Source organism: Geothrix campi (assembly GCF_024609265.1).
GTDB lineage: Bacteria > Acidobacteriota > Holophagae > Holophagales > Holophagaceae > Geothrix > Geothrix campi.
The window spans coordinates 139219-154124 of record NZ_JANHMP010000003.1; the positions used below are offsets into that span (position 1 = coordinate 139219).

The following is a 14906-nucleotide window of genomic DNA, read 5'->3' on the forward strand; positions in this document are numbered from 1 at the left end:
GTCCGCTCCTGTCCCACATGGTCGCGAGGTCTATCAGAAGGCCTGATCCGCGCCGCCAGGCGTTACGAAAAAGCTCCGCAGATGGCGGGGCTTTTTCGCAGGCGGACGCGTATCATCGGAGCGGTTCCATCAGCCCAGGGAGGCAGCCATGGCCGCGAAGAAGATCCTCATGCTCGTAGGCGATTTCGGGGAGGACTACGAAATCATGGTGCCCTTCCAGGCCCTGCTGGCCGTGGGCCACACGGTCCACGCCGTGTGCCCCGACAAGAAGGCCGGCGAGTCCGTCGCCACGGCCATCCATGACTTCGAAGGCCACCAGACCTACTCCGAGAAGCCCGGCCACCGCTTCGCCCTCAACGCCACCTTCGCGGACGTCAAGCCGGACCAGTACGACGCCCTGGTGATCCCCGGCGGCCGCGCCCCCGAGTACCTGCGCCTCAACCCCAAGGTGCTGGAGGTCGTTCGCCACTTCTTCACCGCGAAGAAGCCCGTGGCGGCCATCTGCCACGGCGCCCAGATCCTCTCCGCCGCGGGCGTGCTGGAGGGCCGCACCTGCTCGGCCTACCCCGCCTGCCGTGCCGAGGTGGAGATCGCCAAGGGGAAGTACGCGGACATCGCCATCGATGGCGCCGTCACGGACGGGAACCTGGTCACCGCCCCCGCCTGGCCGGCCCATCCCGCCTGGCTCGCCCAGTTCCTGCAGGTGCTGGGAACCCGCATCACCCTCTGATCCGCGGTCGGGCGCCAATTACCTGTTGGCATACCTTTCCCCCGTCTTCATACTGATCGTCCACAGGATCTTTGTCAGTTTCATCACGCGATATCCAGAAAGGTGGAGGGACGGGCCCTGTGAAACCTTGGCAACCTGCGAAAGCAAGGTGCCAATTCCTGCCGCAAGCGATTGCGGAGAGATGCTGACGTGTCAGAAGCTGACATGCAAAGGGGGCCCGAGCGATCGGGCCCCCTTTGTTTTTTTGGATCGCAGTGGAACGACGGAGATCCTCCCTTTCCGGAGGCTCTTGTGAGCGACCAGTACCTCGATACCAACGTGCCGGGCAACCCGGCCTACCACTTCAGCATCCAGCCGCCGGTGCGGGAAAGCCGGGCCGGCTGGATCCACCGGCCCGAACTGGTGCCCGGCGCCGCCCTGGCCACCCAGTACGTGCATGCGGGCGTGCAGCCCGACCCGGCCTACGGATCGGTCATGCCGCCGCTGTACCTCTCGTCCACCTTCGCCTTCAAGGACATCTGCACCAACGCGGGCTACGACTACACCCGGAGCGGCAACCCCACCCGGGCCGCCCTGGAGGAGGCCCTCGCCCTGCTGGAGGGCGGCCAGGGCGCCACCTGCACCAGCACGGGCATGAGCGCCATCCTGGTGGCTCTCAACCTGCTGCCCCATGGCAGCCACCTCATCTCCACCGTGGACTGCTACGGCGGCACCTTCCGGCTGCTGGAACACGCCCGGCGCTTCTATGGCCTCGAGGTCACCTACCTGGACCTGGCAGACCTCGTGGCCGTGCAAGCGGCCATCCGACCCAACACCCGCATGATCTGGATCGAGACCCCTTCGAACCCCCTGCTGCGCCTCACGGATATCGCCGCCGTGGCGGAGCTGGGCCACCGCCAGCCGGACTGCCTCGTGGCCGTGGACAACACCTTCTTGTCGCCCTACCTCCAGCGCCCCTTCGATCTCGGCGCCGACCTCGTGATCCATTCCACGACGAAGTATCTCAACGGCCACAGCGACGTGGTGGGCGGCGCCGTGGTGGCAGGGCCCGGCCGCCTGGCCCTCACTCAGCAGATCCAGAGCGTGAACAACCTGCTGGGCACTTCGCAGGCGCCCCACGACTGCTTCCTCGTGCTGCGCGGCCTGAAGACCCTGCCCCTGCGCATGCGCCAGCACGAGGCCACAGCCCAGGTGCTGGCGGAATTCCTGGCGGCCCACCCCGCCGTGGGCAAGGTCCACTTCCCGGGTCTGCCCGGCCATCCGCAGCACGAGCTCGCGAAGCGGCAGCAGCGGGGCTTCGGCGCCATGCTCAGCTTCGAGCTGAAGGAGGGCGGCGCCGAGCGGCTGAACCATGTGCTCCGCAAGCTGCGCTGGTTCACGCTGGCCGAGAGCCTGGGCGGCGTGGAATCGCTGGTGGCGCATCCCGCCTCCATGACCCACGCCTCCATGACGCCCGAAGCCCGGCGGCGAGCCGGCATCACCGATGACCTCATCCGGCTGTCCGTGGGCCTGGAGGATGTGCGGGACCTGCGGGCGGACCTGGCCCAGGCCCTGGCCTTCGACTGACCCTTACTGGATCCCCAGCAGCTCTACGTCGAAGATCAAGTCGGCATTGGGCGGAATGTCGGCTCCGGCGCCGCGCGCGCCGTAGCCGAGGGCCGCTGGGATGTGGAGCGTGCGCTTGCCGCCCACCTTCATGGTCAGCAACCCCTCGTCCCAGCCCTTGATGACGCGGCCCACGCCGACGGGGAAGACCAGCGGCTCGCCGCGGTCCACGGAGCTGTCGAACTTCTTGCCCTTCTTCCCGTGGTCCGAGAGCCAGCCCGTGTAGTGGACGGCACAGCGCTGGCCGGGCTGGGGGGAGACCCCGGTGCCGACCTGGGTGTCGAGGTACTGGAGGCCGCTGGCGGTCGTAGTCATGGCGGGAGCCTTCTTCCTGGGGGTCCGGGCCCGTTTCTTGGCGGGTGCGGGGGTCTGGGCGGTCAGGGTCTGGGTGGCCAGGGGCAGCGTGAGCAGGAACACGGCCAGAACGGTGAACAGGCGGGTCATGGCGCCTCCAGCCTCCGAGTCTACGTGAAGGCGTGGCCTGAACACATCCCGATCATGGGGCGGCCTGGAACCCAGCGATGGCACCCCGGTCGCACAGTTCCTTGAGCAAGCTCAAGGTGGCGGCCAGATCCGTCAGCCCCAGGGCCGCGGCAGCCTCGGCCAGACGCTCCGTCCGGGCCCGCGTCAGCAGGGCCGCGGCGGCGGGAGTCAGATCCATGAGTTGCGGCCGCCCCTCACCGTCCCGGTAGGCCAGCAGGTGGGTGGGGCGGGCCTCGGGTACGGGCGCCTCCTCGCTTACCTGGTGGACTGCGTGGCGATATGACACCACCTGCGTCGCCGAGTCCAGGACGATGTGATCCCGTGGCTCCGGCACCGGATGGAGTCGCGATGGAAAGCCGGTCTCCGGGAAGCGGGCCACCAGCACTTCCAGGATTTCCGCATGGGCCAATTCCAGGAGGAACGGCCAAGTGGCCTGACCCCAGCCCGTCTCCGCCAGCCAGCCCAGGAAGGCGGGCGCGATGTCCCGGTAGTGCCGGCTGGCCACGCAGCGCGCCTGGAGGAAGGCCTCGATGCAGGCCTCCCAGGCGCCCTCCCGCACGAGCAGGGCCCTGGTGACGGGGAACATGGTCTCGATGGGGTCCAGCAGGCTCAGGCGGGCCAGCTCCCGGTAGGCCGCCAGCCCGGCGCTGAACTGCTGGAAGCTCTGTGCGTCCGCCTCGAGCAGCCCGTGGCTCCGGGCGAATCCGGCGGGATCCTCCTCGAAGGTCGCCCCTTCCGGATCGAGCACCAGGGCCGCCAGGGCCCGCTGAAGCGCGAGGGTGGGAGTCGGGGTGAGGCCTTCAGCCATGGCCGCCTCCCCGCATGGGTACCGCCAGGACCTCGTCGTAGGCCGCCTGGAGGCGGGCCCGCTCCGCCAGCAGGTCCTCCAGGTCCGGGATGTGGTTGTCGCGCTCCAGCAGCACGGGCACGGGACGGCCCAGGCGGGCGAGGGTCCACTGCATCAGCTCGATGACGGGGTCGATGACGTCGGCGCCGTGGGTGTCCACGGTGAGCGTCCCGAAGCGCTTGTGTCCGGCGATGTGCAGCTGGGCCACGCGCTCCAGGGGCATGCGCGCCAGCCAGGCCTTGGGGTCGAAGCCGAAGTTGAGGGCGTTGACGTAGACGTTGTTCACGTCCAGCAGCCAGCCCACGCCGGCCCCTTCCAGCACCTCGGTGATGAAGGTGCCCTCATCCATCTCAGCCCGGCCCAGCTCGGCGTAGTAGGTGATGTTCTCGAGGAGGAGCGGCACCGGCAGGTGGGCCTGGAGGTCCCGGGCCCGCGCCACCGTGTGGCGGACGGCCTCTCGCGTGAAGGGAAGTGGCAGCAGCTCATGGAGGGAGCTGCCATCCACGCTGGTGAAGCAGAGGTGCTCGGAGTGCCAGGGCGTCTCCGTGCGGACGAGGAAGCGTCCCAGGTCCCTCAGGTAGTCCCCGTCCCAGGGATCGAACCCGCCCAGGGAGATGGCCAGACCGTGGGTGAGGACGGGGTCACGATCGAGGATGGCGCAGGCGTCCCGGTGGGGCCGCCCGCCATCCCCGATCACGTTCTCGGGGCAGGTCTCCCAGAAGGGCACGCCGTGGTCCGGCCGGGCCGCCACCGCCTCCAGATGGGGGCGGCGGAGGCCCAGGCCCACGCCAGCGAAGCGACCCTGGCCGGAGAACCGGTCCGGTGTCATCGAAACCTCCCGGAACCTACTTCTTCTCCTTGCCGCAGGACCCTTCCTTCTTGTCCTTGCCGCAGCTGCCTTCTTTCTTGTCCTTCTGGTCCTTCTTCATGTCGGCGCTGCCGCAGCCCCCGCCACCGCCACAGCCGCCCTCCTTGGCCTTGCCCTTGGCCTCCTTGGCGTCCTTGGTTTTTGCAGGAGCCTTCGCATCCGGCTTGGCGTCCTTGGATCCGCAGTCCCCTGCCTGGGTCAGCGCGGTCTCCGAGCCGAAGGCACTCACAGGGGTGGCGGCGACGGCGGTGGAAGTTCCGGCCACGAGCGAACCCGCGGCGAAAAGAGTGGCGGCACCAACGAGTCTGGTGATCATGAAATCCTCCTGCGGCTGCGCCGCGGCAGGGGCCGCCCGCGGCCCCGAAATGCCTCCCATGGCCAGTCCTGCCCGGCGGTCGGGCGGGATCACAGAGCTGGCCAGGTTGTCAGCCTGTGGGGTGCAGTCACTCGCAAAGGTGTGACGACCTTTTTTTCAGGAGCTCGCGTTTTTTCCCGACCAGGATGCGCCGGGGAGGGCTGCCAAGCCCCGTTCAATCGGCTTCAGGCCCGGCCCGCCCGGGTTCCCCATGGTGAGACCGTGGCCGTACCTTATTGGCCTGGAGAGTTGAATTCCGCCGCTGGAGCGCACTCGCGATGCTCGATCGCGGAGTCGGAACCTCCGGGGTCCCTTGCGAGGCGCAGGCGGTCTGTTGGGCGTGAGGATTTGAACCCGTTGCCGGCAGCCACTCGCGCTTCATCCGCTCCGGCAGCGCCCCGCTGCCTCCACGGCGCGCTCGCGGGCCGGCTGCCACTCGGGGGTCCAACTCCACCAAGCCTTAACCAGAACAAAGCAAGGGTCCCGGTGGGACCCCTGCTTTGTTCTGGCTCCGGAGGAGGGATTTGAACCCCCGACCTAGTGATTAACAGTCACCCGCTCTGACCCCTGAGCTACTCCGGAAAGGGCAAGGGTCTATTCTACCGGAGGTGGGCGCAGATTCAAGCGGGGAGGGGCGGGACCTGTGATCCTCGTCGTCCGCCCTAGTTCTTCTGAAGTTCCATCAGGATCTGGCGGGCGGCGGCTTTGAGGGTCTCGATGACGCCGGTGCCCTGGTTCGCCACGGCCTCGATCATGGGTTCGCCCCGGAACCGGAGCAGCCGCTCCATCTCGGCGGCGGGCACGGCCGAAGGCATGTCCCGCTTGTTCAGCTGGAGGACGTAGGGGATCGCTCGGACGTCGAAGCCATTCTCTTTGAGGTTGGTCGCCAGGTTGGCGATGGATTCGATGTTGGCCTCCATGCGCGCCTTCTGGCTGTCGGCCACGAAGATGATGCCGTCACACCCGCGGAGGATGAGCTTGCGGCTGGCGTCGTAGAAGACCTGGCCGGGCACGGTGTAGAGGTGGAAGCGGACCTTGAAGCCCTTGACCATGCCCATGTCGAGGGGCAGGAAGTCGAAGAAGAGCGTGCGGTCCGTCTCGGTGGCGAGGCTGACGAGCTTGCCCCGCTTGTCGGGGTTGGCCTGCTCGAAGATCCACTGGATGTTCGTCGTCTTCCCGCAGAGGCCGGGACCGTAGTAGACGATCTTGCAGTTGATTTCGCGAGATGCGTAGTTGATGAAGGTCATGACGTCCCCGGCCCTAGTCGCCGAAGAGGCGGTCGATGTCTTCGTCCGTGATCTCCGAGAAGGGGCTTTCGAAGCGGCTGCCGCCGTCGGATTCCTTCTGGGCGCGCTGTTCCACCTGATCGAAGATCTCCTGGAGTTCCTTGCTGGCCTTCTTCACCCGCAGGCGCACCAGGGCGAGGCTCGAGTTCTGGTCGAAGATCACCACCAGGATCCCGCGTTTCCCCACGATCGAGATGTGCAGGTTGTCCCGCTCCCCTTCGTGGAAGAGGAGGCTGAATTCCTTTTCGCCGATGAGCTTGGCCAGGCCGTCCGTGGCGGCCACGTTGCCGGCGGTGAGGGAGGCGAGGCTGGTGGCGTCGATGCTCTTTACGTCCCCGGCCGAGGCGATCTGCTGGCCGTTCTTGTCCACCAGGAAGACCACCTTGGCGGAGGCATCCTTCTGGAGGCGGCTGATGATCTCGTGGAGGAGCTTGTACTCCTCCTCGAACATGATGAGATCAAGCTTTGCCACAAGAACCTCCGCCGGGACTGCTATCTGTGAGGATAGCACTTTTCAGTAGGTCCCCGCCCCGGCTCCCCCCTGAACCACCGCCACGGAGGCGGAAAGCCCCAGACGCGTCGCCCCGGCCAGGACCATGGCCAAGGCCCCCTCATAGGTCCGGATACCGCCGGAGGCCTTCACCCCCATCCCGGTGCCCACGACCCGGCGCATCAGCGCAACATCGGCTTCCGTCGCGCCCCCGGTGGAGAATCCCGTCGAAGTCTTCACGAAATCGAGGCCCGCCTCCAGGGCCAGGGCCGAAGCCTGCGCCTTCTCGCCGTCCGTGAGCAGGCAGGTCTCCAGAATCACCTTCAGCACCGTGGGCGCAGGAACGGCCGTTCGGAGGCCTGCCAGGTCCCGGCGGACCGTATCCCAGTCGCCGGCCTTGGCGGCGCCGATGGCCAACACCATGTCCACTTCCTGGGCCCCGTCCTTCACGGCAAGTTCGGCCTCATGCGCCTTCGCGCGGAGCGAGGAGGCCCCGAGGGGGAAGCCGACCACCGTGCAGGTCCGGATCGCGCTGCCGCTGAGGAGGGAGGCCGCCAACGGCACCCAGAGGGGATTGACGCAGACCGAGGCGAACCCGTGCTTCAGGGCCTCGGCACAGAGGACCTCCACCTGGGCCCCAGTGGCGTCGGGTTTCAGCAGGGTGTGGTCGATGAGAGGGGATAGGTCCCAGGGCCCGGCTGGGGAAACCACCTGGGAGGCCAGCCGATGGTGCTGGCCCGAGCCATCCCGAAGGAGGCACGAGCCCTCCACGCACCCCAGTAACTGGGGCCTCCCCCCGTTCGGGAACCCCTGGAGGCGGGCGCGGATCTCGGCAGTGAGGTCGAGGAGTGGGTCGATCATGGTTCTCATCATGGCCTCCGGGCGCCCCGCCGGAAAGCCGTACGCGAAAAAGCGGGCCGAAGCCCGCTTTCCCGTGATCCGTGAAGCCAGATTACTTCTTGGCCTCTTCCTTCTTCTCGGCCTTCTTGGCAGCCTTCTTGGCCTTCTTCTCGGCCTTGGGGGCGGCTTCAGCCTTCTTCTCTTCGGCGGTCATGGCCTTCTTGGCCTCGGCCTTCTTCTCGTCCTTCTTGGCTTCGGCCTTCTTGGCAGCCTTCTTCTCGGCCTTGGGGGCAGCTTCAGCCTTCTTCTCTTCGGCGGTCATGGCCTTCTTGGCCTCGGCCTTCTTCTCTTCCTTCTTGGCTTCGGCCTTCTTGGCGGCCTTCTTCTCAGCCTTGGGAGCGGCCTCAGCCTTCTTCTCCTCGGCGGTCATGGCCTTCTTCTCGGCGGCAGGAGCGGCGGGCTCAGCCTTCTTCTCGGCCTTCTTGTGGTGCTTCTTGGCCTTCTTCTCGGCCTTGGGGGCAGCTTCAGCCTTCTTCTCTTCGGCGGTCATGGCCTTCTTGGCCTCGGCCTTCTTCTCTTCCTTCTTGGGCTCGGCCTTCTTCTCAGCCTTCTTGGCCTCAGCCTTCTTGGGCTCGGCCTTCTTCTCTTCGGTGGTCAGAGCCTTCTTCTCGGCGGCGGGAGCAGCCTCGGCCTTCTTCTCGGCCTTCTTGTGGTGCTTCTTGGCCTTCTTCTCGGCCTTGGGGGCGGCTTCAGCCTTCTTCTCGGCCTTGGGAGCGGCCTCGGCCTTCTTCTCCTCGGCGACGGTCAGGGCCTTCTTGGCCTCTTCCTTCTTGGGCTCGGCCTTCTTCTCAGCCTTCTTCTCGACCTTCTTGGTCTCGACCTTCTTCGCTTCAGGCTTCTTCGCCTCTTCCGCGAACACGGGGCTGATCAGAGCGGCGGCGACGAGCAGCGCAGCAAGCTTCTTCATGGGGGTTCTCCCTGGGTGGATCCGGCACGGCCGGAAGTGAGCTCCAGGAAGCAGTATTCGGGCCAATATTTAACCTGCCTTAAATAAGCACTTGAACAAATGAGAGCGGGTCAAATTTTGTTGCATTCTGCCACTCGTGGCAGCCTGCTACTCGCCTTCATGGAGTCCGTAGCGTTTGAGCTTCCGGTAAAGGGTGGTCCGGTCCACCCCCAGGATCTCGGCAATGCGCTGCTTCTCTTTGTGCCGCCCCACCAGGATCTGGATGTACCGGCGTTCCAGCTCATCCAGGGAAGGCCAATCCTCGATCAGCGAGGGGGCACCTTCGGAGGGCTCCGGCCTCAGCAGGGCCCGCTTGAGCACGTCGGCCTGGATCTTGGCCGGCAGGTCGTCCACCGTGATCTCCCGGCCCCGGCTCAGCTGGGTCAGGTTCTCCACGGCGTTGCTCAATTCGCGCACGTTGCCCGGCCAGGAGTAGGCCACGAGCACCCGGCGCGCCTCCGGGTGCAACTGATAGGTCTGCTGGTCCTTCTGCCCGAATTCCGCCAGGAAGTGGTCCAGCAGCGCGTCCACGTCCTCCCCCCGCTCCCGGAGGGGCGGCACAGCCAGCTCCACGACGCTGAGCCGGTAGTAGAGATCCTCGCGGAAGGTCCCGGCCTTCACCATCTGCTGGAGGTCGCGGTTGGTGGCGGCGATGACCCTGGAATCCACCTTGATGGTCTTGTTGCCCCCCACCCTGCGGATCTCCTGCTCCTGGAGCACCCGCAGCAGTCGGACCTGGAAGCTGGGGCTGGTCTCGCCGATCTCATCCAGGAAGATGGTGCCGCCGGAGGCCTCCTCGAAGAGGCCCGGTTTCTCGTTCACGGCGCCCGTGAAGGAGCCCTTCACGTGGCCGAAGAGTTCGGATTCCAGCAGGGTCTCGGTGAGAGCGCCGCAGTTCACAGCCACGAAAGCGCGGTCCCGGCGATCGCTGGACAGGTGAATGCTCCGGGCCACCAGCTCCTTGCCCGTGCCGCTCTCCCCCGTGATGAGCACGGTGGCCCGGCTGTTCTGGAGGCTGGCGATGGTCTTGTAGACCGCCATCATCTTAGGGCTGGAGCCGATCATCAAACTCCGCCTGCCTTTGGGGGAGGCCCCCTGCGCAGTGCCCTGGCCGGCGGATTGCCGCCGGGCGAGGGCGCGGCTCACCAGGGCCTTCAGCTCCTCGTTGTTCCAGGGCTTGCTGAGGAAGTCGAAAGCCCCTTCCCGCACGGCCTCGATGGCGGTTTCCAGGGTGCCGAAACCCGAGAGCAGAATGGTATCCACGCCCAGCGGCTTGGCCTCCCGGAGGAGATCCAGCCCATCCTTCTTGGCCTCCAGGTTGATGTCGGAGAGCAGCAGGTCGAAGCCCCCCTTCCGCAACAGCTCAATGGCCCGGTCGGGATGGGTGGCCTTGGCGACTTCGAGGCCCATGGTCCCCAGCAGCTCCTCCAGGAACTCGCAGGTCTCCTTGCTGTCGTCCACCACGAGCACTCGGGCCATGCCCACCCCCACCATGAAGGTACCCCACCTGGCCCCCGGCAAGTTCCCAGGGTATGCTCACGACACCCATTCAACGGAGAATTCCCATGCGCACCCTTCTGGCTCTTGCCTTCGGGATGGTCCTTTATTCGGCCAACCTTTTCGCGGGCGACCTCACCATCACCTCGCAGGTCACGGGCAAGGGCGCCCTGGCCAAGGATGGCGCCCAGGTGCAGTACCTCAGCGCCACGCGGATGCGGGTCAACCACGCCGGCGCGAAGAGCGACAGTCTGGTCGACTACGGCCACGAGGTGCTCTACAGCATCGACCACGCGAAGAAGGTCATCACCAAGTTCACCTTCAAGGACATGCAGGAGACCATGCAGGCCCTTGAGGACCAGATGGCCGGTATGCCCGAGATGGTGACCAAGATGATGTTCGGCGACGTCTCCGAGGTGAAGGTCGAGCAGCTGGGCGCGGATACGGTGCTGGGACGCCCATGCAAAAAGGTGCGGATCACTCTCGGCAAGATGGTGGAGGAGTTGAGCATCGACCCCTCCCTCCAGTTCCCAATCAAGGACTACGCCAAGTCCATGGCCATGCTCAATCGGGTCCCCGGCCCCATGGGCACCCTCTTCAAGCGGGTCTACCAGGAGACCGCCAAGCTCAAGGGAGTGCCACTGAAGACCCACATCACCGGGCTCATGGGCACGGATGTGACCACGGAGGCCACGGCGGTGTCCACCGCCACCATTCCGGAAAGCGCCTGGACCCTGCCTTCTGGCTACACCATGAAGGACGGGGGCAAGGAGATGAAGGAAAGCATGCGGGGGAAGCGGTAGACTGGGCGGGGCCCCTTCCGGGGCCCCTTCCTTCGGAATCCCCATGAGCGCCCAAACCTCCTTCGATGATGGCCTGGACCGGCTGGAGGCCCTGGTGCAGCAGCTGGAGTCCGGCAGCCTCAGCCTGGAGGAGGCCCTGGCCCGCTTCGAAGAGGGCGTCCAGCTGAGCCAAGCCCTCCAGAAGCAGCTGGCCGAAGCCCAGCGCCGGGTCGAGGTCCTGAAGGCGGGCCTGGGCGGCGAGTACCGCGCCGATCCCCTGGACGAGGGGAAGGACGGCCGATGAGCGGCGCCGCCTCGCAGGTCCAGGCCGACCTGGACCGCCTGCTCCCGTTGCTGGACACCTCCCTCACCACCCCCTTCCGAGCGGGCGAGGCCGCCCGCCTGGGCGAGGCCATGCGCTACAGCCTGGAGGCCGGCGGCAAGCGCGTGCGGCCCATCCTCTGCCTACTGGCCGCCGAAGCCGTGGGCGGCACGGTGGAACAGGCCCTCCCCGGAGCCCTGGCCTTGGAGTACGTCCACACCTACTCGCTCATCCACGATGACCTGCCCGCCATGGACGACGACGACCTGCGCCGGGGCCGGCCCACCAACCACAAGGTCTTCGGCGAGGGACACGCGATCCTGGCCGGCGACGCCCTGCTCACCGAGGCCTTCGGCGTACTGGCCTCGGCAGAGCTCGATCCCGTGCGGCGGGCCGAAGCCCTGCGTCTGCTGGCCGAAGGCGCCGGCTGGCGCGGCATGGCAGGCGGCCAGGCGTTGGATCTCGAGGGTGAAACGCTCGCCACCTATGACCTGGACCACCTGCGCCTCATCCATCGCCTCAAGACCGGCGCCCTTCTGCGGGCCTCCCTGGAGATCGGCGCGGTGCTCGGCGGCGCGGCGCCCGCGGAACGAGCCGCCCTGCGGGCCTACGGCGAAGCCATCGGCCTGGCCTTCCAGATCCAGGACGACATCCTGGATGCCACCGCCACGGACGCGGATCTGGGCAAACGGGCTGGGAAGGATGCGGGCAGGGGTAAGATCACCTACCCGTCGCTCCTGGGCCTGGACGGCGCCCGCAAAGCCCTGAGTGAAGCCACCGAGACCGCCCTATGTCACCTAGCAACCCTCCCCAACCGCAATTCCTTGGCAGCCTGGGCGCACTATCTGGCCCAGCGCGCGAAATAGGTACCCAGGTGGAGAACCCCTCCAGCCCCTATCCGCTGCTGGATTCCCTGGCGGCCCCCCAGCAGATCCGCCACTTCACCCCGGACCAGCTCGAGCGGCTCGCGGCCGAGGTCCGGGCGTTCATCATCACGTCCGTCTCCGAGACCGGCGGGCACTTCAGCTCCAACCTCGGCACGGTCGAGCTGACCGTGGCCCTCTTCCACCACTTCGACTTCCTCCAGGACCGCATCGTGTGGGACGTGGGCCACCAGGCCTACCCGCACAAGATCCTCACGGGCCGCAAGGACCGCTTCCCCACCCTGCGCCAGCACCACGGCCTGTCGGGTTTCCTGAAGCGGGACGAGAGCCCCTACGACCACTTCGGCGCGGGCCACGCCAGCACCAGCATCTCCGCGGCCCTGGGCATGGCCAAGGCGCGGGACATCCAGAAGCAGGATCACGCCTGCATCGCCGTCATCGGTGACGGCTCCATGACCGCCGGCATGGCCTTCGAGGGCCTCAACCAGGCCGGCTACCTGGAGGCGAAGAACTTCCTGGTGATCCTCAACGACAACGACATGAGCATCAACCCCAACGTGGGTTCGCTGCAGGGTTACCTGAACCAGATCATGTCGGGGCAGTACTATCAGCGCTGGCGCGACCGCATCGAACACGCCATCAAGGCCATTCCCCTGGAGGGCCTGAGCAAGGGCGTGGCCAAGGCCGCGAAGTGGAGCGAGGAGAGCTTCAAGCGCCTCATGGTGCCTGGGCTGCTCTTCGAGGACCTGGGCTTCCGCTACATCGGGCCCGTGAATGGCCATGACGTGAACGCCACCTCCAAGGCCCTGGCCGAGGCCAAGGAGAAGATGAAGGAAGGCCCGGTCCTCCTCCACGTGCAGACCAAGAAGGGCTATGGCTATGAGCCCGCCGTGCAGGATCCCCTGAAGTGGCATGGCGTCACCGCCTTCGACGCCGAGGCCGGTGAGATCATCAAGGTCCAGGTGGACCCGTCGAAACCGGCGCCGCCGAGCTATACCAGCGTCTTCGGCAAGGCTCTGGTGGAACTGGGGAAGAACGACGCCAAAATCGTGGGCATCACCGCCGCCATGCTGGATGGCACAGGCCTGAACCTGTTCCAGAAGGCCTTCCCGGATCGCTGCTTCGACGTGGGCATCGCCGAACAGCATGCCGTCACCTTCGCCGCCGGTCTGGCCGCCCAGGGCATGCGACCCGTGTGCGCCATCTACAGCACCTTCCTCCAGCGGGGCTTCGACCAGGTGGCCCACGACGTCTGCATCCAGGATCTGCCCGTGACCTTCGCCCTGGACCGGGCCGGCATCGTGGGCGCCGACGGACCCACCCACCACGGCCTCTATGATCTGGCCTACCTGCGCTGCCTGCCCAACATCATCCTCATGGCCCCCAAGGATGAGAACGAGCTGCGGCGCATGCTCATGACCGCACTCTACTGCGGGCATCCCGCCGCCCTGCGCTATCCCCGGGGCAATGGCCTGGGCGTGGTCCTGGAAGAGCCCATCACGGCCCTGCCCGTCGGCAAGGGCGAGCTGCTGCGCGAAGGTCACGATCTGCTGCTCTGCGCCCTGGGCGCCATGGTGGAGCCGGCCCTCCGGATCGCCGGAGCCCTGGCGGAAGAAGGCATTTCCTGCGCCGTCCTCAACGCCCGCTTTGTGAAGCCCATGGACGAGGCGCTCATCCATGCCTGGGCCGGCCGCTGCCGGGCCATCGTCACGCTGGAAGAGGGTTGCGCTCCCGCTGGTTTCGGCGGGGCCGTGGCCGAGTCCCTGGCGGACGCTGGCCTGACCCGCCCCCTGCTTCGCTGCGCCGTTGCCGACCATCTGGTCCACCATGGCGACCCCAAGCGCCTGCTGGAAGAAGAGGGCCTCAGCCCCCAGGTCCTCGAGAGCAGGATCCGAAATTTCTTCCGTGACATCTAAGTAAAACCTTGCGAAAGACTCCGGGAATTCCTATGGTTGGTGCCAACCCGCCCTGGCAGCGATCACTTTCCCGAGGCTCTCGTGAGGTCATTTTCTATCTGCGCGTCCCTCCTGGGCGCCCTTCTATGTCTGACCCCTGCGCTGGGGTCCGCCCAGGCTTGGGATGCCGCCACCAAGGCCACCAGCTGGGCCAAGCAGGACAAGGATGATTCCTTCACGTTCTATGACCCAGCCGGGCGCGCCTTGCACACCTGGGCCCGCGACGGTGGCCTCATGGGAACCCTGCCGCTCGGAAAGCTCAGTGGAGAACCTGATCGCTGGGTGATCGACCCGCGCAACGCCGCCTGGATCGCCCATGGCACCTCCCTGACCCACATCGATCGGACTGGACGCATTCTGGGTAGTGAGCGACTCCCCGCAGTGGTCGGCGATATCTGCTGGGATGCGATGGGCATGGTCCTCTCCTACCGCACGGCCGAACCCTATGTCGAGAAGCGCGATTACCGCACCGCCGAAGTGATCTGGTCTTTCGGTTCCAAGCCGACGAAGAAGGATGGACCCGCCCCCCAGAACCTGCGTCCCCTCACCCTGGATGACAGCGGCAACATCCTGATGGCCGACGGCAACGCCCTGAATCTCAGCATCCTGGACGCCAATACCGGAAAGAAGGTCGGGGAGACCGCGCTGCTCTTCCGCGGAGTTCCCGCCCCGACCCTCGAGGGCGACGCCGCCAACCGTGGCCCACTGGCCGTCTGGGTGGGCAAGGGGGTGATCTTCGCCTCCCTGAAGGCCTCCCAGGTACCGGCTGCCCAGCGGGGAACCCTCCAGGGCCTCGCCCTGGCCCGGCTCGACCTGCCGCGCACCAGTCTCGACTTCCTGCCCACGGGCCTGGATGAAAGCCACGTCCTCGTGGGCGTGCTCGACTCCGATGCGGTGTTCGTGAATCCCAGGGGCGGCCTGATGCTGGTGAAGATCAAGTAGGCTGGACCCCCTTC

The 14906-nt window shown here is 66.6% G+C and carries 16 protein-coding genes, 1 tRNA gene and 1 riboswitch; of the genes, 7 read left to right on the top strand and 10 right to left on the bottom strand.

Translation table 11 applies throughout. The annotated features are described in order from the left end of the window. Positions 1 to 148: 148 nt before the first annotated feature. Together NOV65_RS12460 and NOV65_RS12465 are read left to right on the top strand one after the other, a co-directional pair. The gene (locus tag NOV65_RS12460; RefSeq protein WP_257306794.1) at positions 149 to 730 is read left to right on the top strand and encodes a DJ-1/PfpI family protein; all 582 of its coding nucleotides are present in this window, start codon (positions 149 to 151) and stop codon (positions 728 to 730) included. An 87-nt stretch (positions 731 to 817) separates the two neighbouring features. Further along, a riboswitch (SAM riboswitch) is annotated at positions 818 to 918 on the top strand. 103 nt (positions 919 to 1021) lie between these two features. Then, on the top strand, positions 1022 to 2296 hold the full coding sequence (locus NOV65_RS12465) for a trans-sulfuration enzyme family protein (RefSeq protein WP_257306795.1): 1275 nt from the start codon (positions 1022 to 1024) through the stop codon (positions 2294 to 2296). A gap of 3 nt (positions 2297 to 2299) precedes the next feature. On the opposite strand, the gene NOV65_RS12470 is transcribed toward NOV65_RS12465, so the two are convergent. The 10 genes from NOV65_RS12470 to NOV65_RS12515 all read right to left on the bottom strand — a co-directional run bounded on the left by NOV65_RS12470 (position 2300) and on the right by NOV65_RS12515 (position 9989). Beyond that, a complete protein-coding gene (locus NOV65_RS12470) occupies positions 2300 to 2650 on the bottom strand; it encodes an FKBP-type peptidyl-prolyl cis-trans isomerase (protein ID WP_257307281.1) in 351 nt (116 codons plus the stop codon). A gap of 181 nt (positions 2651 to 2831) precedes the next feature. Further along, positions 2832 to 3626, bottom strand: coding sequence for an HvfC/BufC family peptide modification chaperone (locus tag NOV65_RS12475; RefSeq protein WP_257306796.1), 795 nt, complete (start codon positions 3624 to 3626; stop codon positions 2832 to 2834). Further along, entirely contained in the window at positions 3619 to 4494 is an 876-nt protein-coding gene (locus NOV65_RS12480; RefSeq protein ID WP_257306797.1) for an MbnB/TglH/ChrH family RiPP precursor modification enzyme, read from the bottom strand. The genes NOV65_RS12475 and NOV65_RS12480 overlap by 8 nt, the downstream gene beginning before the upstream one ends. A gap of 16 nt (positions 4495 to 4510) precedes the next feature. After that, entirely contained in the window at positions 4511 to 4849 is a 339-nt protein-coding gene (locus NOV65_RS12485; protein ID WP_257306798.1) for a hypothetical protein, read from the bottom strand. A 545-nt stretch (positions 4850 to 5394) separates the two neighbouring features. Then, positions 5395 to 5470 (bottom strand) — tRNA-Asn (locus NOV65_RS12490). Positions 5471 to 5550: 80 nt separating this feature from the next. After that, complete coding sequence (locus NOV65_RS12495; RefSeq protein ID WP_257306799.1) at positions 5551 to 6135, bottom strand: GTP-binding protein; 585 nt, start codon at positions 6133 to 6135, stop codon at positions 5551 to 5553. Positions 6136 to 6148: 13 nt separating this feature from the next. Further along, positions 6149 to 6646 (bottom strand): roadblock/LC7 domain-containing protein, encoded by a 498-nt coding sequence (locus NOV65_RS12500; RefSeq protein WP_341849968.1) that lies wholly within the window; start codon positions 6644 to 6646, stop codon positions 6149 to 6151. 42 nt (positions 6647 to 6688) lie between these two features. Beyond that, positions 6689 to 7525 (bottom strand): deoxyribose-phosphate aldolase, encoded by an 837-nt coding sequence (deoC, locus tag NOV65_RS12505; protein WP_257306800.1) that lies wholly within the window; start codon positions 7523 to 7525, stop codon positions 6689 to 6691. A 91-nt stretch (positions 7526 to 7616) separates the two neighbouring features. Further along, positions 7617 to 8471: a hypothetical protein gene (locus NOV65_RS12510; protein ID WP_257306801.1), complete on the bottom strand. Its 855-nt coding sequence runs from the start codon at positions 8469 to 8471 to the stop codon at positions 7617 to 7619. Between the two features lie 147 nt (positions 8472 to 8618). Continuing rightward, the gene (locus NOV65_RS12515) at positions 8619 to 9989 is read right to left on the bottom strand and encodes a sigma-54-dependent transcriptional regulator (RefSeq protein WP_257306802.1); all 1371 of its coding nucleotides are present in this window, start codon (positions 9987 to 9989) and stop codon (positions 8619 to 8621) included. An 86-nt stretch (positions 9990 to 10075) separates the two neighbouring features. Between NOV65_RS12515 and NOV65_RS12520 the strand changes: the two genes are divergently transcribed. The 5 genes from NOV65_RS12520 to NOV65_RS12540 all read left to right on the top strand — a co-directional run bounded on the left by NOV65_RS12520 (position 10076) and on the right by NOV65_RS12540 (position 14892). Next, a complete protein-coding gene (locus tag NOV65_RS12520; protein ID WP_257306803.1) occupies positions 10076 to 10810 on the top strand; it encodes a DUF4412 domain-containing protein in 735 nt (244 codons plus the stop codon). A gap of 43 nt (positions 10811 to 10853) precedes the next feature. Continuing rightward, positions 10854 to 11093, top strand: coding sequence for an exodeoxyribonuclease VII small subunit (xseB, locus tag NOV65_RS12525; RefSeq protein ID WP_257306804.1), 240 nt, complete (start codon positions 10854 to 10856; stop codon positions 11091 to 11093). After that, positions 11090 to 11977 (top strand): polyprenyl synthetase family protein, encoded by an 888-nt coding sequence (locus NOV65_RS12530; protein WP_257306805.1) that lies wholly within the window; start codon positions 11090 to 11092, stop codon positions 11975 to 11977. Before xseB ends, NOV65_RS12530 begins: the two co-directional genes overlap by 4 nt. Before the next feature lie 8 nt (positions 11978 to 11985). Then, positions 11986 to 13911 carry a 1-deoxy-D-xylulose-5-phosphate synthase gene (dxs, locus tag NOV65_RS12535; protein ID WP_257306806.1) on the top strand — a complete coding sequence of 642 codons (1926 nt, stop codon included), beginning with the start codon at positions 11986 to 11988 and terminating at the stop codon, positions 13909 to 13911. Between the two features lie 81 nt (positions 13912 to 13992). Then, entirely contained in the window at positions 13993 to 14892 is a 900-nt protein-coding gene (locus NOV65_RS12540; RefSeq protein WP_257306807.1) for a hypothetical protein, read from the top strand. The last annotated feature ends 14 nt before the right edge of the window (positions 14893 to 14906 follow it).